The organism is Paraburkholderia sp. TE9906, from assembly GCF_056279605.1.
Map to the genome: position 1 here is coordinate 52,088 of NZ_JBWCCT010000011.1, position 25,148 is coordinate 77,235.

Here is a 25,148-nt window from a genome sequence, read left to right on the forward strand (position 1 = left end):
CCGTGCAAAAAAAGCGGGCTTGTCTACGACAAACGAAACGCGCGGCTGCCGGGCGGCGACAGCGCGATACCGTTTGAGCGAGCTGTGCCGTGCGAGTTCATCGCGCGGGACCATTGCGCGAAGCCGGCAGCACGCTCGCCGGTTGAACGCGAGCAAACGAACCGCACGCCTTTGACGGGCCGGCCCAAGCGATTTCAGGAAGCATCCGAGATGGCGAACAAAGCCAAAGAAAATAGGCTTACGGCTCTTTTGACGTCAGCGCTGCCCGACCAAGGCACGAGCGCATCGCGTAATGAAACACCGAGATGAATCACCGCAGCGGCTCGCCTAGAATTTATGCCGGATCGCCGCGCGCACCACGACCTGCTTCGACGTCGACGAAGGCGACTGGGTGCCGGGAATGAACGCGTAGTCGAGAATCGAATAGGTCTGGTCGCCCGTGACCTGCTGATACTCGCCCTGAATATAGACATCGGTGCGTTTGGACAGGTTGTAATCCGCCATCAGGCCGAACGAGTGAACGCGCGGCTTCACGCCGCCGTTCGACGCGTCGTAGGTCTCCATCGTGTACACGTACTGCGCGCCGACGAACAGCATCGGCGAAATCTGATACTTGCCGTTCACCTCGAAGTTCTGATACTTCAGCGAGTTCAGCAGCACGCCCGGCGGCACGAGCGGCGTGGTGCCGAGATAGCCGTTGCCGGTCGGATTCAGATAGTTCGAGTTGGTGTAGACGAAGCCCGCCGTCGCCGGACCGAAGGTATAGGTAATGCCGCCGCCGAACACGCGCATGCGGGCCGCGATGAAACCGGCGTCGTTCGCGGTGATCGCACCACTCGCGCCATTGCCAGGGTTGTCGGCCTGGAGATACGCCGCAGCCACCAGCAAGCCGGCATATGCATACTGGCCGCCGATGCTGTATGCGCGATTGTTCGCGAAGCCGGTGTCGTTGCTGAAGCTGTAGGTGCCGCCGAACTGGAAGCCGGAGATCGACGGGCTGGCGTACTTGACCGTGTTGTCGAGACGGAATGTGTTGTCGGTGTTGTCGTTGTCGAGCGGGTGCGAAAACAGCGTGCCGGCCCAGTTGCCGTTGGCGGTGGTCTGCGCCAGATAGTCGACCACCGAATCGTACTGGCGGCCCAAGGTCAGCGTGCCGTACGGCGCCGAACTCAAGCCGACGTAGGCCTGACGGCCGAACATCCGGCCGCCCTGCGCGAGCCGCCCGGAATTCAGGTCGAAACCGTTCTCGAGCTGGAACACGGCTTTGAGGCCGCCGCCGAGTTCCTCGGCGCCTCTCAGGCCCCAGCGGCTGCCTTGCGCGAAACCGCTCGACAGTTCGTAGACGTGGCCCCGGCCGACATTGTTGGTGTAGTTGATCCCCTCGTCGATCACGCCATACAGCGTGACGCTGGTCTGTGCGTCGGCGGACGCGGCAAAAGTGGCGGACACAGCGGTGGAGACAGCCAGCGCGAACACTTGCTTGTTCATGATGATCTCCCTGCACTCGAGTAATCGGACAACTCGATCCGGCCGCTTTTTCTGCTGGCGCTTCCGGGCACTTCGACAGTGCTGCTCACGACCCCGCCGCGCTTTTGGGAAATCCTCACACGCCGTTTGCTGGCCGTCCATTGGGGGTCGCTTCGATATCTCAAAATGTTGCGAAATCTCCACTGTGTGCGGCTGCCACTTTTTTCCCGGCCCCCGTTCAGGTAGGCGGCACAGCACGGTCCGCGCGACGTCGACAACGCTGGCCGAGCTCGCGCCTTGCGCCTTGCGCCGTCCGCTGCGGCTTTGTCACGGAAAGAAATATAATGGCGGGTTCTTGCGGCGGCGCAGCGGAACTCCGCGCCGTCCTCCGGGGTCTTTTTAGTGCCCCTGACACCGCGCCTTGCGAGGCCGGTCGAACGCGGCGACGTGGGTCACGATGTAAAGCCCGACATGGGTCGATACCCGCCGCAGCACTGAATCAATCCAATTCCAAAGCCTTGTGAGACGCCCGCCGCGCTGCATCAGCGCGCCGTCGCACGGGGCTGCCTTCGGCGCAAACAATGCAACCTTCATCCTCACGCCTGATCGAGCTGGACTTTTTCCGCGGCCTGGTCCTGCTGATCATCGTCGTCGACCACATCGGCGGCAGCATCCTGTCGCGCTTCACGCTGCACGCGTACGCGTTGTGCGATGCCGCCGAAGTCTTCGTGTTCCTCGGCGGCTTCGCTACCGCCACGGCCTACGTGACGCTCGCCGAACGGCGCAACGAGACGATCGCGCGTAGCCGCTTCCTGCGGCGTTCGCTGGAAATCTATCGTGCGTTCCTCGTCACCGCGGGGTTGATGCTGCTGGTCAGCGCGGTGCTGAGCGCGTTCAGCATCGACGGGCCGAATCTCGCCACCACCGATCTCGACGATCTGATCGCCACGCCCGTCGGCGCGCTGCGCGACATCCTGCTGTTGCGCCGCCAGCCCTATCTGGCTTCAGTGCTGCCGATGTACGCGTTCTTCGCGCTGCTGGTGCCGATGATCCTGCCGCTCGCGCGCAGCAAGCCATGGCTGCTGCTGGCCGGCAGCGTCGCGCTGTGGGCCGGCGCACCCGCGATCGACGCCTACCTGCCCGCCGCGCCGGACATGCATTGGGACTTCAACCCGTTCGCGTGGCAGCTGCTGTTCGTGCTCGGTGTGCTCGCGCGATGCCAGCCGGTTTATCAGCGCGTCAGCGCGCATCGCCTCAGCTGGATCGTCAGCCTGAGCGCGTTCGCGGTGGTGGCCGGCGCGGCCTATTTCAAGCTCTTCATCCATCACGAGCCGCTCGACGCCAGCCTCAAGCAGAATCTGTCCTGGCTGCGGGCAGGCAACTTCCTCGCCATCGCCTGGCTCGTCGCCAATCTGATCGAGCTCGGCTGGGCGAAGAAGCTCGCCCAGTGGCTGCCGTGGGTCGGCGTGATCGGCCGCAAAGGGCTGCTGTGCTTTGTCGCCGGCGCGGTGATCTCGCTGGTGGTCGACTCGGTGCTGTATGCGGCGACCGACGGCTATCTGAACTATCCCCTCGGCCTGCTCGCCGACCTGATCGCGGTCGGCGCCCTCTTCGCCGTCGCGCTGGGCGTGGCGCCGCTCAAGCGCTTCGTCGGACGCTTCGTCGGCGCGCTCGGGACGTCGTCCTGAGCCGTGCGCGCGCAGCAGCGCGGGTGACGCGCCTCTTCCGCTTCCCGCCTGCACCGCCTACGCTCGAATCGGCCTCAAATCGGCCTCAGATCGGCCGCCGATGCTGATAGCATGACGGCCGCGCGCAAGCTGCGCGCCGGTTTCCTACCCTGACATGCGTCCACTCCTACACCTCGCACTCGCCCTGCTATCCGTCGCCGCCAGCGTGCCGGCGTCCGCCAGCACCGTCGTCAGCCGCAGCTTCTATGCCGAAGCGCTCGGCCGCGACTGGGGCTATACGGTCTATCTGCCGAGCGGCTATCGTCAGGACGCCGCGCGCATCCCCGTGCTCTACCTCCTGCACGGCAACAACGGTGACGCCAACGACTGGCTCACCCAGGGCCACCTGCAAAGCGCCGCCGATGCGCTGATCGCGCGCAAGGAGATCCCGCCGGTCGTCATCGTGATGCCGCAAGGCGGCACCGACTGGTACGTCGATCGCAAGGAGAAGATGGAAAGCGCGTTTTTCGGCGATCTGCTGCCCGAGATAGAAACGCATTACGCGGTGTCGACGCAGCGTGGCGGGCGGGCGATCGGCGGCGTGTCGATGGGCGGCTTCGGCGCGCTGCGCTACGCGCTGACGCAGCCGGAACTGTTCTGCGGCGCGCTGCTGCTGAGCCCCGCGATCTACGCCAACGAGCCGCCGCGCGCGTCGGCCGCGCGCCGCGTCGGCGTGTTCGGCGACCGGCAGTTCGATCCTGAAATCTGGCACGAACTCAATTATCCGGCGCAGTGGGAGCGCTACATGAGCCGGCCGTATCGGCTGCCGATGTTCATCGCCGCCGGCGACGACGACCTCGCGATCCAGGCCGACGCGTCCTCGCTGTACACGCGTCTGCGGCTGGCGGGCAATCCGGCGGCGCTGCGCATCATCGACGGCGGCCACACGTGGGAAGTCTGGAGCGCACTGCTGCCGGCCGCGTTGAAATACACGCTGGGCTGCGTGAAGCCGCCGGCGGTCGAGCATCCGTCGAATCAGCGGCCGTGAGCGGGGCCGGGGCGCGTGAGAATGCGCCGGAGATCAAGGCGAAATACAGGCGCTAAGCGGGAAAAAGGCGGGCAAAAGGCTGGCGAAATCACGCCGACATACCAGTGGAAAACGCTGCCCCTATCGCACCAGATCGGTCCACAACACCATCAGCACCGTCATCAGCGCGGGCCCGATGAAGATGCCGAGCAGCCCGAACGTCTCCGCCCCGCCGAGAATGCCGAACAGCACGAGCAGGAACGGCAGGCGCGTCGAATTGCCGATCAGCACGGGCCGCACGAAGTGCTCGGCGACGAACACCACGATCGAGCCGAACACGACCAGCCCCATGGCCGCGGCCACCGAGCCCTGCGCGAGCAGCCACAGCGCCGCGAGGCCGAACGTGATCGGCGCGCAGAACGGCAGCATCGCGGCGATCGCGGTGATGAAGGCGAGCAAGGCGACATGCGGCAAGCCGGTCACGAAATAGGCGACGCCCATCAAGACCCCCTCCCCGAGTCCCACCACGACCAGCCCCGACACCGTGCCGCGCACCGCGGCGGCCATCCGTTGCAAAAGCTCGGCACCGTCGTCGCCGAAGCCGCGCCGCACGGCTCTGACCAGCGCTCCGGAGAGGCGCGGCCCCGCCTGGAAAATCACAAACAGCGTGACCAGCATGAAGCCGAACACCACCACCGCATGGAGCGCACGCACGCCGAAGCGGCGGCCGAGCGTCATTACCGTGGGGTTGTGCAGGCCCTTCATCGCCGCCGAATCCCGCAGCGGCTGAGCGAGATTGGCCTGCCACCACTCGGAAATCTGCTGCACGCCGAACGGCAAACGCGCGACGAAATCCGGCAGCGCGATGCCGTTTTCCCGCGCGCTCCTGAACCATTCGTTCAGGTCGTGCGCCTCGCGCAGCGCCTGAGCAATGCCGACGCCGACCGGCAGCACCACCAGCAGCGCAATCGCAAGCGTCAGCGCCGCGGCGATCAGCGTGGTGCGGCCGGTGAACCAGCGGTTGCCCTCGACCTTGCGCAACAGCGGCCACAGCGCGATCGCGACCACCCCGGCCCACGCGACCACCACGATGAAGTCGCGTACGACCCACACCGCCAGCAGCACCAGTCCGATGTACAACGCGAGCGAGGCCGCCTTCTGCTTTTTCAGGCGATCCGGCGGGACCGGTCGATCGGACGAGGTGTCGGGCGGGCGTGAGATCATAGGGCTCTGCTCTTTTGAGTTGTGTGCGCGAGCCGACCGGAAAAAACCAAACCGGCTACACTGGCAGCGCCCGGTCGGCGGCTCATCGAAGAGCCCTATCTTAAAGGAGCACCGGTGCCCTCTGCAGGCGGCGCTTGCGTCGCGCTCCAGTCAACACTCCGTTGCAAAAACTCACACTATTAAAAATTTGCATAACAACGGCGCGTAACGTCCGTCATTTCGGGCGATCGCAAATGTCAAGCGGCATTGTTGCTATTTGGAGAACAGTGTTTCAACCGCGGCACAATGGCTATCCGGCGCGCACGGGACTACATTCGGCACACCACACTACGGAGCCGATGATGATGACCTTAGAGTCCATCCCCCTTGACGGTACCAATGGCGTACGCATCGAAATTCTCGAGCGCTCCGACACGACGCTGGTGATCCGCTGGGTAGAACCGGGGCGATGTCATTACGGCGAGCAACGCTGGCGCCGCAGGTCGGCGCATACCTCCGGCACCTGCGCGGTATCGCGCCGCAAGATCCGCCGCGGCGACGCGGTATTCAAGCCCGCCGAACGGCCCGCGCCGTCGAATGCTTCCGCGATGATCTGCGCCGAAATCCTCTGCGCGCTGGCGGAAGCCTGAAGTTTCGAGCCGCCGCTGCGCGCTCACCCTGCCCCCCACTCTTGCTGCCAGGTTCTTTGCCGGCGTCGCGCGCATCGCGCCGATGGCCCGGCAAACCGCCCCTCGCACGGGCTGGTGCACGGGGCGGCATTCGCCACACGCGTGACACCGCGCGCCGAACACCTCCGATTGCGGCCCTTCGCCACGTGCGCTAAGGTGGACCTCATTGCGACAAGTCAGCCGCCGGCTTCCTGCGCGACGGTAAAGTGACCCGCATTTCCACCCACCGCGCCGTGCCCTTTGCGGCGCCGTTTGAGGGCCTACCATGGCAGAAGACACGCCGGACACCCGCGCGGCACTAGCGCTCCCCGTTCCCCTCGTCGCTCCGCAACAATTCTCCATCGACGTCCTGCTCGAAAAATACGCGAAAGGCGACGAGCAATCGGCCGACGACGTGTTCAAACGCGTCGCCCACGGCGTCGCCGAGGCCGAGCCGCCGGCGCTGCGCGAATCGATCGAGGCGCTGTTCATCGACAATCTGCGGCACGGCGCGCTCGGCGCGGGCCGCATCATGAGCGCGGCGGGCACCGGCATCGCCGCCACGCTGATCAACTGCTTCGTGCAGCCGGTCGGCGACGCGATCCAGGGCGTCGACGAGCAGGGCCTGCCCGGCATCTACGTTGCGCTGCTGCAAGCGGCCGAAACCATGCGCCGCGGCGGCGGCGTAGGCTACAACTTCTCCGCGATCCGGCCCAAGGGCGCGCGCGTTCACAGCACGAGTTCGTCGGCGTCGGGGCCGTGCAGTTATATGGACGTGTTCGACGCGTCGTGCCGCACGGTCGAAAGCGCTGGTTCGCGGCGCGGCGCGCAAATGGCCGTGCTCGATTGCAGCCATCCCGACCTGCTCGAATTCATCGAGGCCAAGCATTCGAAGGGCCGCTGGAACAACTTCAACGTGTCGGTCGGCGTCACCGACGTGTTCATGCACGCCGTCGAAGAAGATCAGCCCTGGCAACTGGTGCACCGCGCCGAGCCGTCGCCGGCGCTGCGCGCGGCCGGCGACGTGCGGCAACGCGACGACGGCCAGTGGGTGTACAGCGAACGCCCGGCCCGCGAGATCTGGGACCGCATCATGCGCTCCACCTACGACGTCGCGGAACCCGGCATCGTGTTCATTTCGCGGATGAACGAGGACAACAATCTGCGCGCCGTCGAAACCATCCGCGCGACCAACCCGTGCGGCGAGCAACCGTTGCCGGCGTACGGCTGCTGCAATCTCGGACCGTTGAACCTGACGCGCTTCGTGATCGATCCGTTCGCGCAGATGAAAGGCGGCAAGCCTTCGTTCGACTGGGACGGTCTCGCGCGGCGCACCCGCACGCAGGTGCGTTTTCTCGACAACGTGCTCGACGTCACGCTGTGGCCGCTGCCGCAGCAATACGACGAGTCGCGCGCGAAGCGGCGCATCGGCGTCGGCTTCACCGGTCTCGGCGACACGCTCGTGATGCTCGGCTTGCGCTACGACTCGCAGGAAGGCCGCTTCTTCGCGGTGCGCATCGCGCAGTTGATGCGCGACGAGGCGTACCGCGCGTCGGTGGAGCTGGCGAAAGAGCGCGGCGCGTTTGCGCTGTTCGACGCCGAGCGCTACCTGGAAGCCGGCACCTTCGCGTCGCGCCTGCCCGAGGACATCAAGCAGGCGATCCGCCGCGACGGCATCCGCAACAGCCATCTGCTGTCGATCGCGCCGACCGGCACCGTGAGCCTCGCGTTCGCGGACAACGCGTCGAACGGCATCGAGCCGGCCTTCTCGTGGACCTACACGCGCATGAAGGTGATGGCCGATGGCGGGCGCGAATCGTTCGACGTCGAGGACTACGCATACCGGCTCTATCGCGAACTCGGCGGTGACGTGAAGAATCTGCCGGACTATTTCGTCAGCGCGCTGCAGATGTCGGCGCGCGACCACCTCGACATGATGGCGGCCGTGCAGCCTTACGTGGACACGTCGATCTCGAAGACGGTCAACGTGCCCGCCGACTATCCGTTCGAAGCGTTCGAAAGCCTCTACTTCGATGCGTGGAAAAACGGCCTCAAGGGCCTCGCCACGTATCGCCCGAACGAGACGCTCGGCGCGGTGCTCAGCGTGAGCCCGCCGCAAGCGGATGACACGCTCGCCGAGAACGATCTCGATCCGTTGCGTATCGCGATCGATCATCGGCCCAAAGGCGAGTTGCCGGCGATCATCGAGAAGGTCGAATATCTGACCCAGGCCGGCAAGAAGTCGCTCTACGTGGCGGCGTCGTTCATCGAGGTGACCGGGCGTCTGGGCGGTGAGGACGTGACGATCGAGCGGCCGATCGAATTCTTCATCCCCACCGGCCAGCGCGACGAATCGCAGCAATGGATCACGGCGACGATGCGCTCGCTGTCGCTCGCCGCGCGCGGCGGGTTCGTCGCGCGCAACCTGCAGGATATGCGCAAGGTCTCGTGGGATCGCGGACAGGTCCGGCTCGGCGACGTGCAACGCCTTGACGGGCATCGTGCGCCGCGCTGGCACGATTCGGAAGTGGCCGCGCTCGCGTTTGCGATCCAGCAGATTCTGCATCGGCGGGGCTTTCTCGATGCCGAGGGCAATCAGGTGCCGTCGCGCATGCTGGCGCGTCTGCCGCGTGGCCAGATGAAAGCGGAGACGGCGTTGTCGGCGGACTTCGGGCTGCGCCCGCCACCCGCTGACGCCAGCGCCGATGCCGATGTGTTGACGCAGCCCGGCGGCGCGCAGGGACTGCACACGATGCTCGGGCGCAAATGCGGGTCTTGCGGTGCGAACGCGGTGATTCGCAAGGACGGATGTGATTTCTGTACGGCGTGCGGTGAAGTGGGGGCGTGCGGGTAAAGCCGTGGACGTTGGTTGACCTTGGTTGAGGGCGCCGGCCGGCGCCCTCAACCGTCAATCTGCGAGGCACGCAACAGCATCACCTTGCTCGATCCGATCCCCCTGCATCCCGCTGCGCCACCGCGCAATCCAGCGAAGCCGCGCTTCAGCCGACTCTCGCGTAATAGAGATTCTGCGGATGCTTCGCTTCGGCGAAGAAGAACCAGCGCTCCGCGACGAGACCCGCGTACTGCACGAGACAGGCCGCGGCCAGCAATCCGAGCGACACGCCGATCGAATCCAGCCGCGCGCCGAGCGCCATCAGCACGACCGGCACGACGAACGCGGTGACGAGAAAACCCCACTTGATGCCGCGCAGCGTCCCCGCCGACTTGCCGTGAAAGAACTCGCGCAGATTGAACGCGCCGGCCGTGAAGCCGCGCGACACCTGCACGAGCTTCGGATTGCGGATCCCGGTCGCGCTTTGCACCGTCGACTTCGGCCGCAAACGCGCATTGCGCACCAGCGACGCCGAGCGGCTCGCGCAGCCCGCGAGCGTGAGCGCGCATGCGCAGACGGCGAGCCCCACGGTCAACGCGGGCGCGCACCACGCGCTCAGCGCCGTGGCCAGCGTGAAGCCCGACGCGCAGCCGAGCAGCACGAAGTTGACCAGCGTGAGCGGCGTCGCCCATTCCTGCAGGAAGCGCAGACACGCGTAGATCATTGCGGTGCAGACGAACAGCGTCGCGCTCGCCAGCACGCCGAGCCAGCCCAGCGCGAGCGACCACGGCGAACCGAACCCGTGCGCGACGCCGTAAAAAAACGCGCAGGCGAGAAACGCCGGCAGGCACAGACATTCACGCGAGAGCCACGAGGTTCGCCACATCGCGATCGCCCGCCATGCGCGCTCGGGGTGACCGAGATGGAAGAACGACGCGATCAGCCCGAGCCCGCCCAACAGCACCGACACCGCCGCGCCGATGACATAGAACGCAGCCGTTGGGGGCGCGACGAAACCCAGTTGCGCCGCGCTCTCCACGCCGACGAGCGCGATCAGCAAGCCTTGGGCCGCGCCGCTTAAAGTAGTGAGGAAAACTACGGAGAATGCCGGATTCATCGTGAGGTCCTGTGTGGATTCCGTTGGATGGGCGTTGAGATGCGCGTTTAGATGCGCGTCGCCATCGACGCGAGATGCAGTTCGCCGCGCTCCAGTTGCGCGTCTGGCGAAGCGGGTGCGAGCGTCGCGTCGGTAGCGGACGAGCCGGCCGCTTTGCACGAGCACGCGTCGCTGCCGCAGCCCGACGCCGCGGTGGGCACGCGGGGCAGATAATGATTCGCGGGCCGCGTGTTCCACTCGGGCATTAGCTGATAGCCGCCCCGCTCCTCGATCGCTTTCGACACCACCGACTGCGGATCGTGAATGTCGCCGAAGAGCCGCGCCGAGGTCGGGCACGCGAGCACACAGGCCGGCTGCCGATCGCGCTCGGAGAGATTTTCATCGTGAATGCGATCGACGCACAACGTGCACTTGGTCATCTCCTTGCGCGCTTCGTCGAGTTCGCGCGCGCCGTACGGACACGCCCACGCGCAGTACTTGCAGCCGATGCAGCGGTCGAAATCGACCAGCACCAGGCCGTCTTCCTTACGCTTGTAGCTCGCCCCGGTCGGACAGACCGGCACGCACGGCGGGTCCTCGCAGTGCAGACACGATTTCGGAAAATGGATCGTCTCGGCATTCGGGAAACTGCCGGCTTCGAAAGTCTGCACGCGGTTGAAGAAGGTGCCGGACGGGTCCGCGTCGTACGGGTTCAGGTCGGCGAGACTGCCCGATTCGCCCGACGTATTCCACTCCTTGCAACTCGTCACGCACGCCTGGCATCCCACGCACACATTCAGATCGATCACCAACGCCATCTGGGTCATCTAACGCTCCTTGCCCCTGCCAGCTAGACAGTGCTTGCCGCTTTCAGTGGCGCCATTGCTGCCACCGCCCTTGCTTTGCTGCTTGACCTCGCCACTTGCGTTGCGACTTGCGCTCGCAAGTGCGCCGCTACTTCCGCCGGTTCGCGCCCCGCAGCCGCGCCGCGAACTCGCCTCGTCCCGCGAAGTAGGTTTGCACGATCCGCGAGACCACGCCGTTCGAACCCGGCAGTGCCGGCATCGCGTCGAATTGCGGCAGCGTGTGCCGCGCATCGGCTTCAGCCGGATAGATCCGCACGCGCACGTCGTACCACGCGGCCTGGCCGGTCACCGGATCGGAGTTCGACAGCCGCGAGGCCGCTGCGTCGCGACCGGGCAGTTCGTCGGTGATCAGGTGATTGAGCAGGAAGCCGCGCCGCGCTTCGTTTGCGCCCGGGCCGAGATTCCATGCGCCCGCCGCCTTGCCGATCGCGTTCCACGTCCACACGGTGCCAGGCTCGACGGTCTCGCTGAAGCGCGCCATGCAGCGCACGCGGCCCCATTGCGATTCCGCGTAAATCCAGCTGCCATCCTCGATGCCGTTTTCGGCGGCCATCAACGGGTTCATGTACAGATAGTTCTCCCCATGAATCTGCCGCAGCCATGCGTTCTGCGAGTCCCACGAGTGGTACATCGCCATTGGGCGCTGCGTCACGGCAGCGAGCGGGAAGCGCGCGAGATCGGTAGCCGCGCTTTCGAGCGGGGCGTACCAGAACGGCAGCGGATCGAAATACTTTTCTACGCGCGCGCGCAGATGATCCGGCGGCTGCCTGCCGCTCGTGCGCCCTTGCGCGGCGAGCCTGAACTTCTGCATCACGTCGGAGTAAAGCTGGATCAGAATCGGCTCGTTGAATTTGCGAAAGCCATTCTTGACCGCCCAGTCTAGATACGGGCCATTGCAGTTGCGCATGTACTGCAGCGTCTCGGGCAGCCGGTAATGGAACACGCAATTGTTCTTCGCGTACTGTTCCCATTGCTTTGGATTCGGCTCGCCCACCAGCGCCTTGTCGCCATCCTTGCCGCGCCAGCCGATCAGAAAGCCCACGCCGGAGTCCGGCGCGGTCGTGTGATTGATGATGAAGTCGGGATAGTCGCGAAAGCGCCGCACGCCATCGGCTGTGGTGAACGCGGGAAACTTCAGCCGCGACGCGAGTTCGATCAGCACTTCCTGGAACGGTTTGCACTCGCCCGTGGGCGGCACGACCGGCACGCGCACCGAATCCACCGGACCGTCGAATTCGGAGATCGGCCTGTCGAGCATCGACATCGCGTCGTGCCGTTCGAGGTAGGTCGTGTCCGGCAGGATCAGATCGGCGAAGGCGGTCATCTCCGACTGGAACGCGTCGCACACCACGAGAAACGGAATCTTGTACTCGCCGTTCGCGTGCCTGTCGGCGAGCATCTCGCGGACTTTCATCGTGTTCATCGACGAATTCCACGCCATGTTGGCCATGAAAATCATCAGCGTGTCGATCGGATACGGATCGCCGCGCCACGCGTTGGTGATCACGCTGTGCATCACGCCATGCACGGCGAGCGGATATTCCCACGAGAACGCCTTGTCGATGCGCACCGGGCCGCCGTGTTCGTCGATGAACAGGTCTTCGGGCGCGGCAGGCCAGCCAAGCGGGCCGGTCGCGAGCGGCGTGTTCGGCTTGATGGCGTCGGGGCTGTTCGGCGGTTTGGCCGAGGGCGGCACCGCGCGCGGAAACGGCGACTTATGGCGAAAGCCGCCGGGACTGTCGATCGTGCCGAGCAAGGACATCAGCACCGCGAGCGCGCGGATCGACTGGAAGCCATTGGAGTGCGCGGCGAGTCCGCGCATCGCGTGAAAGGCCACCGGGTTGCCGGTCACCGTTTCGTGCGTCTCGCCCCATGCGTCGGTCCAGCGGATCGGCAATGTGATGCGGTGCTCGCGGCTCGTCTGGATCATCTCGCCCGCGAGGCGGCGAATCGTATCCGCCGCGATGCCGGTGATTTCGGCGGCCCACTCGGGCGTGCAGTCGGCCACGCGCTCGCGCAGCAACGCGAACGACGGCGTGACCGGCGTGCCGTCGTCGAGCGTATAGCGGCCGTCGAGCGCGGGCGTCACGCCAGGTGCGTGATGCGGCACCGCGCGTCCGGCTTCTGCATCCCACCACAAATGATTCTGCGGAAACAGCGGATTGCCGGCCGGCCGTTCCTGATCACGCACGAACAGGCCAAAGTTTTCGCTGGCCTCGTCGAGATCGACGAGTTCCGCCGCGTTCGTATAGCGGCGCACGAACTCGTGATCCCACGCGTCGGCGGCGATCAGTTCATGCAGGAACGCCATGAACAGCGCGCCGTCCGTGCCGGGTTTGATGGGCACCCACTCGTCGGCGATCGCCGCATAGCCGGTGCGGATCGGATTGATCGCGATGAAGCGGCCGCCCGCGCGCTTGAACTTCGAGATCGCGATCTTCAGTGGATTCGAGTGATGATCTTCGGCGGTGCCGATCATGAGGAACAGTTTCGCACTATCCAGGTCCGGCCCGCCGAATTCCCAGAACGAGCCGCCTATCGTGTAGATCATGCCCGCCGCCATGTTGGCCGAGCAGAAGCCGCCATGCGCGGCGTAGTTGGGTGTACCAAACTGTTTGGCGAACAGCCCGGTCAGCGCCTGCATCTGGTCACGGCCAGTGAAGAGCGCGAATTTCTTCGGATCGGTCCCGCGGATCGCGGCAAGGCGCTTTTCAAGCACGTCGAAGGCAACTTCCCACGATACCGGCTCGAACTGTGCGCTGCCCCGCTCCGCACCGGCCTTGCGCATCAACGGCTGGGTCAGGCGCGCGGGGGAGTACTGCTTCATGATGCCGGAGGCGCCCTTCGCGCAGATCACCCCCTGATTCAGCGGATGCTCCGGATTGCCGTCGATGTAACGCACCTCGCCGTCACGCAGATGCACGCGAATGCCGCAGCGGCAGGCGCACATGTAGCAGGTGGTGGTTTTGATGTCGAGCCGTTCGTTCTGCGTGCGGGCGTGGTGTTCCATGCGGAATCTCCGTCGCTGCTGCGGGGGTGCAGCGGGATGGTGCAGTACCGATCATCCTATTCGCGCTAGCGTCAGAAGGGAAATCGCGATTCGCGACGGAAACTATCCGCGTGGCCGATAGTTTCCGTCGGGCTTTCAGTGAGGCGCTGTTTCAACCACGGGCTGACTGGCCGTGCGCGTTCAACCGCGTCCCTGCAGTTGCGCGATCAACGCGTCCGGGATCTCGACGCCCTCCTGCTGCGCCGTCCGCGCGAGGCTTTCGCGCCGATAACCCGGCAAGCGCACGTCGTCGTCCTCGAGCATGATCCCGATCAACGCTTCCACGCGCGACAGATAAGCGTCGTCGCCGGCGAGCGCGCCCGGATCGATCGCCCAGAACAGATGGCCGATGCGCGAGCGCTCGCCTTCCTCGGTCAGGAACGAGCCCGCTTCGTAGCCGAAGTTCGCGCCGGTCAGCGCGGCCGCCAGCAACTCGACGACCAGCGCGAGCATCGCGCCTTTCGCGCCGCCGAACGGCAGCATCATGCCGTCGAGCGCGGCACGCGCGTCGGTGGTCGGCAAGCCGTCGCGGGTGGTCGCCCAGCCTTCGGGAATCGGCTTGCCGTCGCGCGCGGCAATCGCGATCTTGCCGCGCGCGATCTGCGACAGCGCGAGGTCGATCACGAGCGGCTCGCCGTTGCGACGCGGGAACACCGCCGCGATCGGATTGGTGCCGAACAGCGCGCGCCGGCCGCCCCACGCCGGCATCGCCCCCGGCGAATTGCTGAACGCGAGCGCGACCATGCCCGCTGCGCCCAGCGCGGCGAGATGAGCCGCACCCACGCCGAAGTGATGGCTGCGCTTCACACCCGCCACCGCGCTGCCGAATTGCCGCGCGCGTTCGATCAATGTCGACACCGCGAGATCGCAGGCCGGATACGCGAGACCGTCCGCGGCGTCGATCAGCACCGTCGCGCCGCGATCCGCGACGATGGCCGCGTGCGCGGCGGGATCGACGCGGCCGTTGCGCAACTGCGCGCAATACATCGGCAGACGCGACACGCCGTGGGACGACAAGCCGCGCAGGTCGGCATAGACCAGCGCGCGCGCCGTCGAGTCAGCGGTTGCCGGCAACGCGCCGGCGTGACGCAGTGAGCCGACGGCAAGCTCGGTGAGCGCGTCGGGAAGCAGTCGGGCCATCGATCATTCCTCTGGTTGGGTGGTTCAGGGGGCGTCAGTTTGACATGGCCTTTGGCGTCGCATCCGGGTTGGCGTCCGGTGATGTGTCCGTCAACGCCGCGGCCACCCGTTCGGCGACGAGCGAACTCACCCGCTCGTTGGCCTGCCTCGTCAAGCCGGCAATATGCGGCGTGAGAATCAGGTTCGGCGCATCGGCGAGCGGCGAACCGCACCGCAACGGTTCGTCCGCGAAGACGTCGAGCGCGGCGCCCGCCAGGCGCCCTTCGCGCAACGCGGCGGCGAGCGCATGTTCGTCGAGCGTGCCGCCGCGCGCCGTGTTGATCACGATCGCGCCGTGCCTGAGCCGCGCGATGCGCTCGCTATCGAGCAGATGGCGCGTCGCGTCGGAGAGCGGCACGTGCAGCGTGACGACATCGGCGAGCGCGAGCGCATCGTCGAGCGCCATGCCGCGTGCGCCGGTGCTGCGCCAGCACGGCGCGGCGGCGGGCTGTTGCGGATCGTAGCCGACCACCGTCATGCCGAGCCCGCGCGCGAGCCCGGCGACCCGCTGGCCGATCCCGCCGAAGCCGATCACCGCCAGCACGCTGCCGGCGGCTTCCCGCCCGCTCGACAAAGCCTCGCGCGGCCAGGCGCCCGCCGCGACCTCGGCGCTGTGCAGATACGCGCCGCGCAGCAACACGAGCGTGGTAGCGATCACGTATTCGGCGACGGCCTGCGCGTTCGCGCCGGTCGCCGGGAACACGGCCACGTTACGCGCGGCACAGGCGGCGAGATCCAGATTGTCCAGACCGACGCCGAGCCGTCCGACCACGCTGAGGTTCGCGCCGGCATCGAGCAGCGCCGCCGTGACCCGGGTGCGGTTTCGCACGATCAGCGCGTGCGCGTCGGCCAGTTCGGCGGCGAGCCGCTCGGGCTCGCCGAACAGCGTGGGATCGAAGCGCACGTCGAAGCGTTGCCGCAACGTGTCGATTGCCGCCTCGTCCATGAACTCGCTGATGACGATCTTCTTCGCGATGGTCGTCATTTAGCCGCCCTTTCCCGCGGCGAGGCGGCTGGCTTCGTCGAGACCGGGGTGCGCCGGTTGCGGCTTCGGCTGCGGTTGCCGCGGCGCCTGAACCTGCGCCTGCACTTCACGCGGCGCGGCCAGGAATTCGCGTGCCGCCCGCGCATCGAATGCGCCTTCCCAGCGCGCGACCACCAGCGTCGCCACCACGTTGCCGATCATATTGGTCAGCGCGCGGACTTCGTTGAGCACGCGGTCGACGCCGAGAATCAGCGTGATGCCCGCCACCGGAATGATGTTGTGGGTCGACAACGTGGCAGTCAGCGCGACCAGCGCCGCGCCCGCCACCCCCGCGCCGCCTTTGGAGGTCAGCATCAGGATCGCCAGCAGCCCGACCTGCTGCATCAGCGTCAGATGCGTGTTGGTGGCCTGCGCGATGAAGAGCGAGGTCATCGTCAGATAGATCGCCGCGCCGTCGAGATTGAACGAATAGCCGGTGGGCAGCACGAGGCCGACGATCGCGCGCGGGCAGCCCATGCGTTCGAGCTTCTCCATCAGACGCGGCAGCACGGATTCCGTGGTGGACGTGCCGAGCACGATCAGCAGTTCCTCGCGGAAGTAGCGCAGAAGCGGCCACAGCCCCACGCCGGCCCAGCGCGCGGCCGCGCCGAGCACGATCGCGATGAACAGGATACTGGTGATGTAGAAGCACAGGATCAGCAGGCCCAGTTGCTGCAACGTGCCGATGCCGTACTTGCCGACCGTGAACGCAATCGCGCCGAATGCGCCGAGCGGCGCGAGCCGCATGATCATCTCGACGATGCGCATGAGCGTGTCGCCGAACTGCTCGATGCCGCGCATCAGCAAGCGGCTGCGTTGCGACATGATCGACAGCGCGATGCCGAACAGCACCGAGAACAGCAGCACCTGCAGCAGGTCGCCGCGAGCGAACGCGCCCACCACCGAGTTCGGCACGATCATGTCGATGAAGCCCGACGAGCTCACGTGCGCGTCCGCCACGTAATGCGACATCGCGTGGGTATCGAGCGAAGCGGGATCGATGTTGAGTCCCTCGCCCGGGCGCAGCACGTTCGCGACGACGAGGCCGAGCACGAGCGCGACGGTGGTCACGACCTCGAAGTACAGCAGCGTCTTGAAGCCGACTCGGCCGACCTGCTTCAGGCTTTCCATGCGCGCGATGCCCACCGACACGGTGCAGAAGATCACGAGCGTGATCAGCATCTTGATGAGGCGAATGAACGTATCGCCAAGCGGTTTCATTTCCACACCGAACTTAGGCCAGAAATAACCGACGAGAATACCGGCGGCAAGTCCGATCAGGACCTGCACGTAGAGATGTTTGAGCACGCGCAAGATGGTGTCTCCTCCACTCGCTGCTGCCAGATGTCGAGCCGGCGCCGCTGCCGCCTGAAATGCCGGCACGGGCGGCTTCGCGGCCGGTCTCCGTGCCGGCGTGCGCCGGGAATGTGGGGTCCGCTCCGTTCGTGGCTGGCGGGCTTGCCTGCTGATCCTGCAAAGCGAGACTACCAGATGAACGCAGCGGCCGGACCGCCGCAATCAGGCGCTTTCGAACAGACGCGTCAGCACGAACTCGCGATGACCGAGCGCTTCCGCCGCGGTGAAGCGGCCGTTGATCGTGGCCATCATGCATTTGAGCAGCTTGTCGCCGCTCTGGTCGAGATTCTGCTCGCGCTGCAGGATGCCGGTCACGTCCACGTCGATATGCTCGCCCATCGTGCGGACCGTGCGCGGATTCGCGCAGATCTTGATGACCGGCACGATCGGATTGCCGATCACGTTGCCCTGCCCCGTCGGGAAAAAATGCACCGCGAAGCCCGATGCCGCGCACAGCGTCACCATCTCGGCGGCCGCCGACGACGAGTCCATGAACCACAGCCCCGCATGCGTCGGCTCCTCGGCTTTGTCCAGCACGCCGTCGACCATGCACTTCTTGCCGATCTTCTGGATGTTGCCGAGCGCCTTCTCTTCGATCGTGGTCAGGCCGCCCGCGATGTTGCCCTTGGTCGGCTGCGACTCGGAGAGGTCGTCGGTTTTCCAGCGGTTGATCATCTCCTGATAGCGGTCGAACATGAACTGGAAGCGCTCGCGCACGCCGTCGTTCGCGCAGCGCGCGGCGACGATCTGCTCGCCGCCGGTCAGCTCCGAGGTCTCGCCGAACACGAGCGTGGTGCCGAGGCCATACAGTTTGTCGAATGCATTGCCGACGGTCGGATTCGCGCCGCAGCCCGACGTGGTGTCCGACTCGCCGCATTTGGTCGACACCCACAGGTCCGAGATCGAACACTCCTCGCGATCGAGCGACGTGGCGTACTGCACCATTTCCTTCGCCGCCTTCGACGCCCGCATGATCGTGTCGTGATCGCCGTGCAGTTCGATGCCGAAGCCCATCACCGGCTTGCCCGTTTTCGCGATGCCGTCGACCACGCGCTTGGTCCAGCCTTCCTCGATGCCGATCACGATCACCGCCGCGACGTTCGGATTGCTGCCCGCGCCGATCAGCGTGCGGAAGTGCAGATCCAGATCGGCGCCGAACTGCAGCCGCCCATACGGATGCGGCAGCGCCATGGTGCCCTTGATGTTGTGTTCGACCGCTTGCGCCGCGGCGTTCGACAGATCGTCGACCGGCAGGATGATCACGTGGTTGCGTACGCCCACGCGGCCATTGTCGCGACGATAGCCGCGGAAAGTCGTATCCAGGTCAATCACGCTCATGGTGTCTCTCTCGTTCGGGTTGGTGCGGCTCGTTTCCGCGAAGTGATAGTGCTCGCTGCGTGGTGCGGCAGCGCCGCTTACCAGCGCTTCGTCTTGATGTTGTGCACGTGCGCGTGCTCGCCGGCCTTGATCGGCGCAACCACCTTGCCGATGTCCACGCCGTACTTGAACACCGTGTCGCCCACGGCCATGTCTTTGAGCGCCACCTTGTGACCGATCGGAATGTCCTGCTTCGCCGGGAAGCTGACGATCTCGTCGTCGTCCATGATCCATGCGTTCAGTTGCGTGCCCGCCTTGATGCCCTCGACGACCGCCACGCCGACTGTGTCCTTCGCTTCGTGCAGAACGATGTGGATCGTCTTGCGTTCGGGCGACGCACCCGCTGCCGGGGTGCTGTTGATGTCTGCCGTGGGATTGCTCATTAGCGTCTCCGTTCGTGTGATGAATGCGGTGGGGTGCCGCCGGGGCAACGCGCTCGAAACGCGCTGCGGTGAATCGATATTAGGCGGCGACTTAGTGGATGTCAACTAGGTCATCTATATGTGTTAGAGGAGTGTTTTCCACTAGTGCCGCGCCGCTCGCGGCCTGCGAGGCCCGTGCCAGAGCGGCTGCACGCCGATCCGTCGAGCCCGGTGCGCGATCTCGCGTTTCCCCGAGTTTGATTTCGCCTACATCATCGCCTAGACTCCACACTCATACAGATGACCTAAATAACACCGATCATCTCGAGGCGGCGTCAGGCGCTTCGAGATGCATCCGAAAAAAGCTGAACGCATGCCGGCGCCCGTGCGCGAAAAAGTCACGCCGCGCACCACCGGCCACTGGAGACACGCATGATGCTTGCCCCACTCTTCACGGCGCTCGCGCTATTCGCGCCGGCGCCGCATCCCCGGTCATTCATTCAGGCACGCGCGCCCACGCGCACGCCCTAGCGGCCCTCCCCCTGCTCGCCCCGCTTTCGTCCGATCTTCCCCACGCGCGCCGCCACGGCGCTCCACCAACATAGGGTGTGCCAGCCATGAACGTGCAGAGACTGTTTCGAACGATCGGCATGAGCTGTGTCCTGTCGGCCATGCTGGCCGCCGGCGCCGCGCGAGCCGAACTGAGCGAGGTGAAGATCGCGCGGCAATACGGCGTGAGCTACCTGCCGCTGATGATCATGCAGGACCAGAAGCTGTTCGAAAAACACGCGGCGCAGGAGGGCATCAAGGATCTGAAGGTGTCGTGGGTCGAGTTCGCGGGCGGCAACGTGATGAACGACTCGCTGCTCTCCAACTCGTTGCAGATCGCCTCGGGCGGCGTCGCGCCGCTCGTGCTGCTGTGGTCGCGCACCGCCGGCACGCCGGTCGAGGTCAAGGCGCTCGCCGCGATCAATTCGATGCCGCTGCTGCTCAATACGACCAACGCGAAAGTGAAGACGCTGAAGGACTTCACCGGCCAGGACAAGATCGCGTTGCCGGCGGCCAAAGTGTCGATCCAGGCGATCACGTTGCAGATGGCCGCCGAAAAAGCATTCGGCGCGGGCAACCAGGGACAGCTCGACAAATACACCGTGTCGCTCTCGCATCCCGATGCGCAGCAGGCGCTGATGTCCGGCAACAGCGAGGTCACCGCGCATTTCGGTTCGCCGCCGTTCCAGGAGCAGGAATTGCAGAAGCAGAACGTGCATACGGTGCTCAATTCGTACGACGTGCTCGGCGGCAAGTCGAGTTTCAATCTCGTCTGGTGCACGACGCGCTTCTATCAGGAGAACCCGAAACTCACGAAGGCCTTCATGGACGCGCTAAATGAATCGCAGGCGTGGATCAATCACGACAAGCACGCAGCCGCGGTCGCCTACCTGCGCATCTCGAAGGAGAAGAGCAGCGTCGAGGAAGTGGAAAAAATGATCACGTCGCCCAACGTGTCGTTCACCACGGTCCCGCAGAACACGATCAAATACGCCGACTTCATGGCGCGCACCGGTCTGATCAAGAAGAAGCCGGCCTCGTGGAAGGACATGTTCTTCCCCACCGCTCAATCCCTGCAAGGAAGCTGACATGCGCGCCGCGACTCAAGCCACGCCTTATCCCGACTCCGCGCCGCTACTCGCCGTGCGCGGCGTGACGCTGCAATACAAGACCCCGAAGACGCTCGTGATGGCGACCTACCGCGTCGACTTCGAAGTGTTCAAGAGCGATCGCTTCGTGTTGCTGGGGCCGTCCGGCTGCGGCAAGTCGACCTTGCTGAAGAGCGTCGGCGGCTATCTCGCGCCGACCGAAGGCACGATCTCGCTCAAGGGCAAGACGGTCACGCGGCCGGGCCCCGACCGGATGATGGTGTTCCAGGAATTCGACCAGCTATTGCCCTGGAAAACGGTCCGGCAGAACGTGATGTTCGCGCTGCAGGCCTCGCATCGGCTGCACGGCAAGGAGATCGAAGAGCGCGCGATGCACTACATCGAGAAGGTCAATCTCGCTTCGTTCGCCGACAGCTATCCGCACACGCTGTCGGGCGGCATGAAGCAGCGCGTCGCGATTGCGCGCGGCATGGCGATGGAGCCCGACATCCTGCTGATGGACGAACCGTTCGCCGCGCTCGACGCCCTCACGCGGCGCAAGATGCAGGACGAACTGCTCGCGCTGTGGGAGGAAACGCGCTTCACGGTGCTGTTCGTCACGCACTCGATCCCCGAGGCGATCAAGGTGGGCAGCCGCATTCTGCTGCTCTCGCCGCACCCCGGCCAGGTGAAGGCCGAACTGGAAACGGCGAGCACGCCACAAGCCGCTGTAGCGCTCGAAAAGCGCATCCAGCACATGCTGTTCGAAGACGAGATCGAGAGGGCGGAAAATGTCTGACATGCTTACTCATGACGGTTCCGGTCAGCGCGACGCGCCCGCGGTCGTGCGGCGCTCCGAGGTGGTCCGCGAGCCCGCGGAAACCCGCGAGTTCAGTGTCGTCGAAAAGCCGTTGTCGCCGTTCGAGCGGCTCTACAACCAGGCATGGATCCGCAAGCTGATCATCTTGCTGTTGCTCGCGGGCGTGTGGGAAATCTATGGCCGCGTGCTGAACAATCCGCTGCTTTTTCCGACCTTCAGCGCGACCATCGAGGCGTTCTTCAAAAGCATCGCGAGCGGCGAACTGCCGGGCAAGGCATGGGCGTCGATCCATGTGCTGCTGATCGGCTACGCCTGCGGGATCGTGCTCGCGGCCCTGCTCACGGCGGCGGCGATCACCTCGCGCATCGGCACGGATTTTCTGGAGACGATGACCTCGATGCTCAATCCGCTGCCGGCCATCGCACTACTGCCGCTCGCGCTGATCTGGTTCGGCCTCGGCAACGGCAGCCTGATTTTCGTGCTGGTGCATTCGGTAACCTGGTCGGTCGCATTGAATACGCACTCGGGATTTCTGTCGGTGAGCAATACGCTGAAGATGGTCGGGCGCAACTACGGTCTGCGCGGCGGCCGCTATGTGTGGCAGATTCTCGTGCCCGCCGCGTTTCCGAGCATCCTGACCGGGCTGAAGATCGGCTGGGCCTTCGCGTGGCGCACGTTGATCGCAGCGGAGCTGGTGTTCGGCGTGAGTTCGGGTTCGGGTGGTCTCGGCTGGTTCATCTACGAGAACAAGAACCTGCTCGACATCGCCAACGTGTTTGCCGGACTGTTCACGGTGATCCTGATCGGACTCGCGGTCGAGAACCTGATTTTCCGCGTGCTGGAGCGTCACACGGTGCAACGCTGGGGCATGCAATGAAGGTAACATGATGAACGAACCGAACCGGGACCGCCGTGAGTGCAATCCGCTATTTCGTGACGTTTCTGTCGGTGGCGCGGCACGGTTCCTTCGCGGCCGCCGCTGAGGAAGTGTGTCTCACGCAAGCCGCCGTCGGCCTGCAGATGCGCTCGCTCGAACGCGATCTCGACCTCGTGCTGTTCGATCGCGCGGCGCGTTCGGTATCGCTCAGCGCGCAAGGCCGCGCGGTGCTGCCGCTCGCGGAAACGCTGGTGGCCAACTACCGCCAGATTCTCGCGACCGGCGACGCCGGTGAACTGTCCGGCACGGTGCGCGTGGGCGCGCTGGTGTCATCGCTGATGGGCGCGTTCGCCGATGCGATGCTCAAGCTCAAGCAGCGCTATCCCCGTCTCGATCTGAAGCTGTTCACGGGCTTGTCGAGCGATTTCGCCGCACGCGTGGAAAGCGGCGAACTGGATGCGGCGATCGTCGCGCAGTCGCCGTCCGCATTGCCGGCCGCGCTCAAATGGACCATGCTGTATAGCGAGCCGATGGTGTTCATCTCACCGGCGGGCGCGCCGCACGCGTCGATCGACGCGCTGCTCGAAGAGCCCTTCATCCGCTTCGACCGTCACACGTGGACCGGCGTGCTGGTCGACAACGCGCTGCGCCAACTCGGCACGGCGCGCAACGAAATCATGGAATTGAACTCGATCGAAGCGATCTCGGAGATGGTGCGGCGCGGCTTCGGCGTGTCGATCGTGCCGCTGCTCGCCAACGCGAACTGGACCCGCGAGTCGGGGCTCCAGGTGACGCCCTTGCCGGAGCGGGTGACGCCGCGCCGGGTCGGGCTGCTCGAGCGGCGCGATCATCCGCGCGAGGCGTTCACGGACGCGGTCAAGCGTCATTTCATCGACACCGCCGAGCTTTCCTCTTCGAGCAACGACTCGCCCGGCCGCACCCGCGTGAACTGAACGCGCTGGCGGCTCGCGGCGAAGCGCTCGCCTTCGAGGCGCAGGCACACGTATTCGGACGTCTCCAGATCGCCCGCTTCCGGAAAGTCCTCGCGATAATGCGCGCCGCGCGAGTTCTCGCGCAGCAGCGCGGATTCGGTGATCGCGCGGCTCACGAGGATCAGGTTGCGCAGATTCATCCAGTCGTGCCACGACAGATTGAAGCGTAAGTCGCGGCCGTCGACGCCGGTCTGTTCGAGCTGCGTCTCCAGTTCGCCGAGCTGGCGGCGCGCGCGTTCGAGCCCCTCGGCGTCGCGCAGGATGCCGACGTCGTTCCACATCACTTCGGCGAGCGCGTCGCGGATCGCTTCGAGGTCGCCCGGCGGCTGATGCAATGGACGCGTGCAACGCGCCATCGCCGCGTTGAGCGCGTCCGTGTCGGCGGTGGCGAAATAGCCGTGACGCGGCACCCAAGCCGCCAGTGTGTCGCCCGCAATGCCGCCGAACACCGTCGAATTCGCGACGCCATTGCCGCCCAGCCGGTTCGCGCCGTGCACGCCGCCTGCATCCTCGCCGGCGACGAACAGGCCCGGCAACGTGGTCGCGCACTGCGCGTCGAACACGACGCCGCCCATCATGTAGTGCGCGGTCGGCACCACTTCGACGAGGCCGCCCGCCAGATCGAAACCGCAATCGGCGCAACGCTCGACCATCCCCTTGAACTTCTGACGCACGCTGTCCGCGCCGAGATGATGCATCTGCAGATAGACGCCGCCATTGGGCGTCGCGTGCCCGGCGCGCAATTCGCGGAAGATGCTGCGCGACACCACGTCGCGGGTGGCGCGCTCGGCGCGCGGGTCGTACGCCTGCATGAAGCGCTCGCCCGCGCCGGTCAGCAGATAGCCGCCCGCGCCGCGCAACCCCTCTTCGAGCACCGTGCCGGTCATACGCGTACCCGCGCCCGCGAGCAATCCGGTCGGATGAAACTGCACCATCTCCATGTCGCGCAGCGTGAGGCCGGCGCGCAACGCCATCGCCATGCCGTCGCAGCTCTTGTCGCCGCTCGGCGTGTGATAGCGATACATGGTCGGGCCGCCGCCGGTCGCAAGCAGCACCGCGCGCGTGCGCACGAACACGAATTCGCCGCTGCGCATGTCGATCATCAGCACGCCGGCGAGCGTCGCGCCGTCGCGGCTGCGGATGAACTCCACCGCGCGATGCTCTTCGAGCCGCTCGATGCCGCGCGCCCACACCTGCTCCGCGAGCCGGTTGATGATCTCGATGCCGGTCTGGTCGCCCTTGTGCACGGTGCGGTCGAACGTCTGTCCGGCGAACGCTTTCTGCCGCACCGAGCCGTCCGGGTTGCGGTCGAAGAAGCAGCCCAGTTCGTTTTCGAGTTCACGAATCCGTTCGAGCGCGCCCGTCACCAGCATCCACGCGAGGTCCTGATTCGAGAGCCACTTACCGCCTTCGATCGTGTCCATGAAATGGCGCTCGACCGAATCGCCCGGCGCGAGCGCGACGTTGTAGCCGCCCTGCACCATGCGCGTACAGCCGCATTTGCCGAGCAGCCCTTTGACGGCAACGGTGATGCGCAGGTGCGGCGCGGCGGCCTGCGCGTGCAACGCGGCGAACAGGCCCGCGCCGCCGCTGCCCAGAATGAGGATGTCGGTATCGAACTGTTTCATCGCGATGCGCTCTCCGATGC

The 25,148-nt window shown here is 65.6% G+C and carries 19 protein-coding genes; 8 read left to right on the plus strand and 11 right to left on the minus strand.

Going from position 1 to position 25,148, the window contains the following annotated elements:
• Window positions 1-327: 327 nt before the first annotated feature.
• The gene (locus ACZ9H4_RS26525; protein ID WP_476121648.1) at window positions 328-1,488 is read right to left on the minus strand and encodes a porin; all 1,161 of its coding nucleotides are present in this window, start codon (window positions 1,486-1,488) and stop codon (window positions 328-330) included.
• Window positions 1,489-2,048: 560 nt separating this feature from the next.
• Here ACZ9H4_RS26525 and ACZ9H4_RS26530 point away from each other — a divergent pair.
• Both ACZ9H4_RS26530 and ACZ9H4_RS26535 read left to right on the plus strand, forming a co-directional pair.
• Complete coding sequence (locus ACZ9H4_RS26530; RefSeq protein ID WP_408148395.1) at window positions 2,049-3,155, plus strand: OpgC domain-containing protein; 1,107 nt, start codon at window positions 2,049-2,051, stop codon at window positions 3,153-3,155.
• 154 nt (window positions 3,156-3,309) lie between these two features.
• Window positions 3,310-4,182, plus strand: a complete 873-nt coding sequence (locus tag ACZ9H4_RS26535) for an alpha/beta hydrolase (RefSeq protein ID WP_408148396.1) — start codon at window positions 3,310-3,312, stop codon at window positions 4,180-4,182.
• Between the two features lie 120 nt (window positions 4,183-4,302).
• Here ACZ9H4_RS26535 and ACZ9H4_RS26540 read toward each other — a convergent pair whose 3' ends face one another.
• Entirely contained in the window at window positions 4,303-5,385 is a 1,083-nt protein-coding gene (locus ACZ9H4_RS26540) for an AI-2E family transporter (RefSeq protein ID WP_408148398.1), read from the minus strand.
• Between the two features lie 344 nt (window positions 5,386-5,729).
• Between ACZ9H4_RS26540 and ACZ9H4_RS26545 the strand changes: the two genes are divergently transcribed.
• Window positions 5,730-6,014, plus strand: coding sequence for a DUF3331 domain-containing protein (locus ACZ9H4_RS26545; RefSeq protein WP_121323857.1), 285 nt, complete (start codon window positions 5,730-5,732; stop codon window positions 6,012-6,014).
• Window positions 6,015-6,318: 304 nt separating this feature from the next.
• On the plus strand, window positions 6,319-8,886 hold the full coding sequence (locus ACZ9H4_RS26550) for an adenosylcobalamin-dependent ribonucleoside-diphosphate reductase (protein WP_476121651.1): 2,568 nt from the start codon (window positions 6,319-6,321) through the stop codon (window positions 8,884-8,886).
• A 145-nt stretch (window positions 8,887-9,031) separates the two neighbouring features.
• Here the strand turns inward: ACZ9H4_RS26550 and ACZ9H4_RS26555 are convergent, their stop codons facing one another.
• From ACZ9H4_RS26555 to ACZ9H4_RS26590, 8 genes are all read right to left on the minus strand, one after another.
• Window positions 9,032-9,982 carry a dimethyl sulfoxide reductase anchor subunit family protein gene (locus ACZ9H4_RS26555; protein WP_408148402.1) on the minus strand — a complete coding sequence of 317 codons (951 nt, stop codon included), beginning with the start codon at window positions 9,980-9,982 and terminating at the stop codon, window positions 9,032-9,034.
• Window positions 9,983-10,029: 47 nt separating this feature from the next.
• Window positions 10,030-10,788, minus strand: coding sequence for a 4Fe-4S dicluster domain-containing protein (locus tag ACZ9H4_RS26560; protein ID WP_408148404.1), 759 nt, complete (start codon window positions 10,786-10,788; stop codon window positions 10,030-10,032).
• Window positions 10,789-10,915: 127 nt separating this feature from the next.
• Window positions 10,916-13,837 (minus strand): molybdopterin-dependent oxidoreductase, encoded by a 2,922-nt coding sequence (locus ACZ9H4_RS26565; RefSeq protein ID WP_476121654.1) that lies wholly within the window; start codon window positions 13,835-13,837, stop codon window positions 10,916-10,918.
• Between the two features lie 180 nt (window positions 13,838-14,017).
• The gene (locus ACZ9H4_RS26570; RefSeq protein ID WP_408148408.1) at window positions 14,018-15,016 is read right to left on the minus strand and encodes an Ldh family oxidoreductase; all 999 of its coding nucleotides are present in this window, start codon (window positions 15,014-15,016) and stop codon (window positions 14,018-14,020) included.
• Window positions 15,017-15,050: 34 nt separating this feature from the next.
• Window positions 15,051-16,040: a hydroxyacid dehydrogenase gene (locus tag ACZ9H4_RS26575; protein WP_476121657.1), complete on the minus strand. Its 990-nt coding sequence runs from the start codon at window positions 16,038-16,040 to the stop codon at window positions 15,051-15,053.
• Window positions 16,041-17,393: a C4-dicarboxylate transporter DctA gene (dctA, locus tag ACZ9H4_RS26580; protein ID WP_408325868.1), complete on the minus strand. Its 1,353-nt coding sequence runs from the start codon at window positions 17,391-17,393 to the stop codon at window positions 16,041-16,043.
• A gap of 204 nt (window positions 17,394-17,597) precedes the next feature.
• On the minus strand, window positions 17,598-18,773 hold the full coding sequence (locus ACZ9H4_RS26585; RefSeq protein WP_408148414.1) for a UxaA family hydrolase: 1,176 nt from the start codon (window positions 18,771-18,773) through the stop codon (window positions 17,598-17,600).
• Between the two features lie 77 nt (window positions 18,774-18,850).
• A complete protein-coding gene (locus tag ACZ9H4_RS26590) occupies window positions 18,851-19,195 on the minus strand; it encodes a UxaA family hydrolase (RefSeq protein WP_246291102.1) in 345 nt (114 codons plus the stop codon).
• A gap of 596 nt (window positions 19,196-19,791) precedes the next feature.
• Between ACZ9H4_RS26590 and ACZ9H4_RS26595 the strand changes: the two genes are divergently transcribed.
• The 4 genes from ACZ9H4_RS26595 to ACZ9H4_RS26610 are packed head-to-tail and all read left to right on the plus strand — an operon-like array spanning window position 19,792 to window position 23,461.
• The gene (locus tag ACZ9H4_RS26595; protein WP_408157168.1) at window positions 19,792-20,811 is read left to right on the plus strand and encodes an ABC transporter substrate-binding protein; all 1,020 of its coding nucleotides are present in this window, start codon (window positions 19,792-19,794) and stop codon (window positions 20,809-20,811) included.
• A gap of 1 nt (window position 20,812) precedes the next feature.
• Window positions 20,813-21,610 (plus strand): ABC transporter ATP-binding protein, encoded by a 798-nt coding sequence (locus tag ACZ9H4_RS26600; RefSeq protein ID WP_408148419.1) that lies wholly within the window; start codon window positions 20,813-20,815, stop codon window positions 21,608-21,610.
• On the plus strand, window positions 21,603-22,508 hold the full coding sequence (locus ACZ9H4_RS26605; RefSeq protein ID WP_408148421.1) for an ABC transporter permease: 906 nt from the start codon (window positions 21,603-21,605) through the stop codon (window positions 22,506-22,508). Before ACZ9H4_RS26600 ends, ACZ9H4_RS26605 begins: the two co-directional genes overlap by 8 nt.
• 35 nt (window positions 22,509-22,543) lie before the next feature.
• Window positions 22,544-23,461 (plus strand): LysR substrate-binding domain-containing protein, encoded by a 918-nt coding sequence (locus tag ACZ9H4_RS26610; protein ID WP_408148423.1) that lies wholly within the window; start codon window positions 22,544-22,546, stop codon window positions 23,459-23,461.
• Here the strand turns inward: ACZ9H4_RS26610 and ACZ9H4_RS26615 are convergent.
• Window positions 23,392-25,128 (minus strand): L-aspartate oxidase, encoded by a 1,737-nt coding sequence (locus ACZ9H4_RS26615; protein WP_408148424.1) that lies wholly within the window; start codon window positions 25,126-25,128, stop codon window positions 23,392-23,394. The genes ACZ9H4_RS26610 and ACZ9H4_RS26615 overlap by 70 nt on opposite strands.
• Between the last annotated feature and the right edge of the window lie 20 nt (window positions 25,129-25,148).

Excerpts from the sequence above, each read along its gene's own strand:
- ACZ9H4_RS26525 (WP_476121648.1), bottom strand. The coding sequence starts at position 1,488 with ATGAACAAGCAAGTGTTCGCGCTGGCTGTCTCCACCGCTGTGTCCGCC.
- ACZ9H4_RS26530 (WP_408148395.1), top strand. The coding sequence starts at position 2,049 with ATGCAACCTTCATCCTCACGCCTGATCGAGCTGGACTTTTTCCGCGGC.
- ACZ9H4_RS26535 (WP_408148396.1), top strand. The coding sequence starts at position 3,310 with ATGCGTCCACTCCTACACCTCGCACTCGCCCTGCTATCCGTCGCCGCC.
- ACZ9H4_RS26540 (WP_408148398.1), bottom strand. The coding sequence starts at position 5,385 with ATGATCTCACGCCCGCCCGACACCTCGTCCGATCGACCGGTCCCGCCG.
- ACZ9H4_RS26545 (WP_121323857.1), top strand. The coding sequence starts at position 5,730 with ATGACCTTAGAGTCCATCCCCCTTGACGGTACCAATGGCGTACGCATC.
- ACZ9H4_RS26550 (WP_476121651.1), top strand. The coding sequence starts at position 6,319 with ATGGCAGAAGACACGCCGGACACCCGCGCGGCACTAGCGCTCCCCGTT.
- ACZ9H4_RS26555 (WP_408148402.1), bottom strand. The coding sequence starts at position 9,982 with ATGAATCCGGCATTCTCCGTAGTTTTCCTCACTACTTTAAGCGGCGCG.
- ACZ9H4_RS26560 (WP_408148404.1), bottom strand. The coding sequence starts at position 10,788 with ATGACCCAGATGGCGTTGGTGATCGATCTGAATGTGTGCGTGGGATGC.
- ACZ9H4_RS26565 (WP_476121654.1), bottom strand. The coding sequence starts at position 13,837 with ATGGAACACCACGCCCGCACGCAGAACGAACGGCTCGACATCAAAACC.
- ACZ9H4_RS26570 (WP_408148408.1), bottom strand. The coding sequence starts at position 15,016 with ATGGCCCGACTGCTTCCCGACGCGCTCACCGAGCTTGCCGTCGGCTCA.
- ACZ9H4_RS26575 (WP_476121657.1), bottom strand. The coding sequence starts at position 16,040 with ATGACGACCATCGCGAAGAAGATCGTCATCAGCGAGTTCATGGACGAG.
- ACZ9H4_RS26585 (WP_408148414.1), bottom strand. The coding sequence starts at position 18,773 with ATGAGCGTGATTGACCTGGATACGACTTTCCGCGGCTATCGTCGCGAC.
- ACZ9H4_RS26590 (WP_246291102.1), bottom strand. The coding sequence starts at position 19,195 with ATGAGCAATCCCACGGCAGACATCAACAGCACCCCGGCAGCGGGTGCG.
- ACZ9H4_RS26595 (WP_408157168.1), top strand. The coding sequence starts at position 19,792 with ATGAACGTGCAGAGACTGTTTCGAACGATCGGCATGAGCTGTGTCCTG.
- ACZ9H4_RS26600 (WP_408148419.1), top strand. The coding sequence starts at position 20,813 with ATGCGCGCCGCGACTCAAGCCACGCCTTATCCCGACTCCGCGCCGCTA.
- ACZ9H4_RS26605 (WP_408148421.1), top strand. The coding sequence starts at position 21,603 with ATGTCTGACATGCTTACTCATGACGGTTCCGGTCAGCGCGACGCGCCC.
- ACZ9H4_RS26615 (WP_408148424.1), bottom strand. The coding sequence starts at position 25,128 with ATGAAACAGTTCGATACCGACATCCTCATTCTGGGCAGCGGCGGCGCG.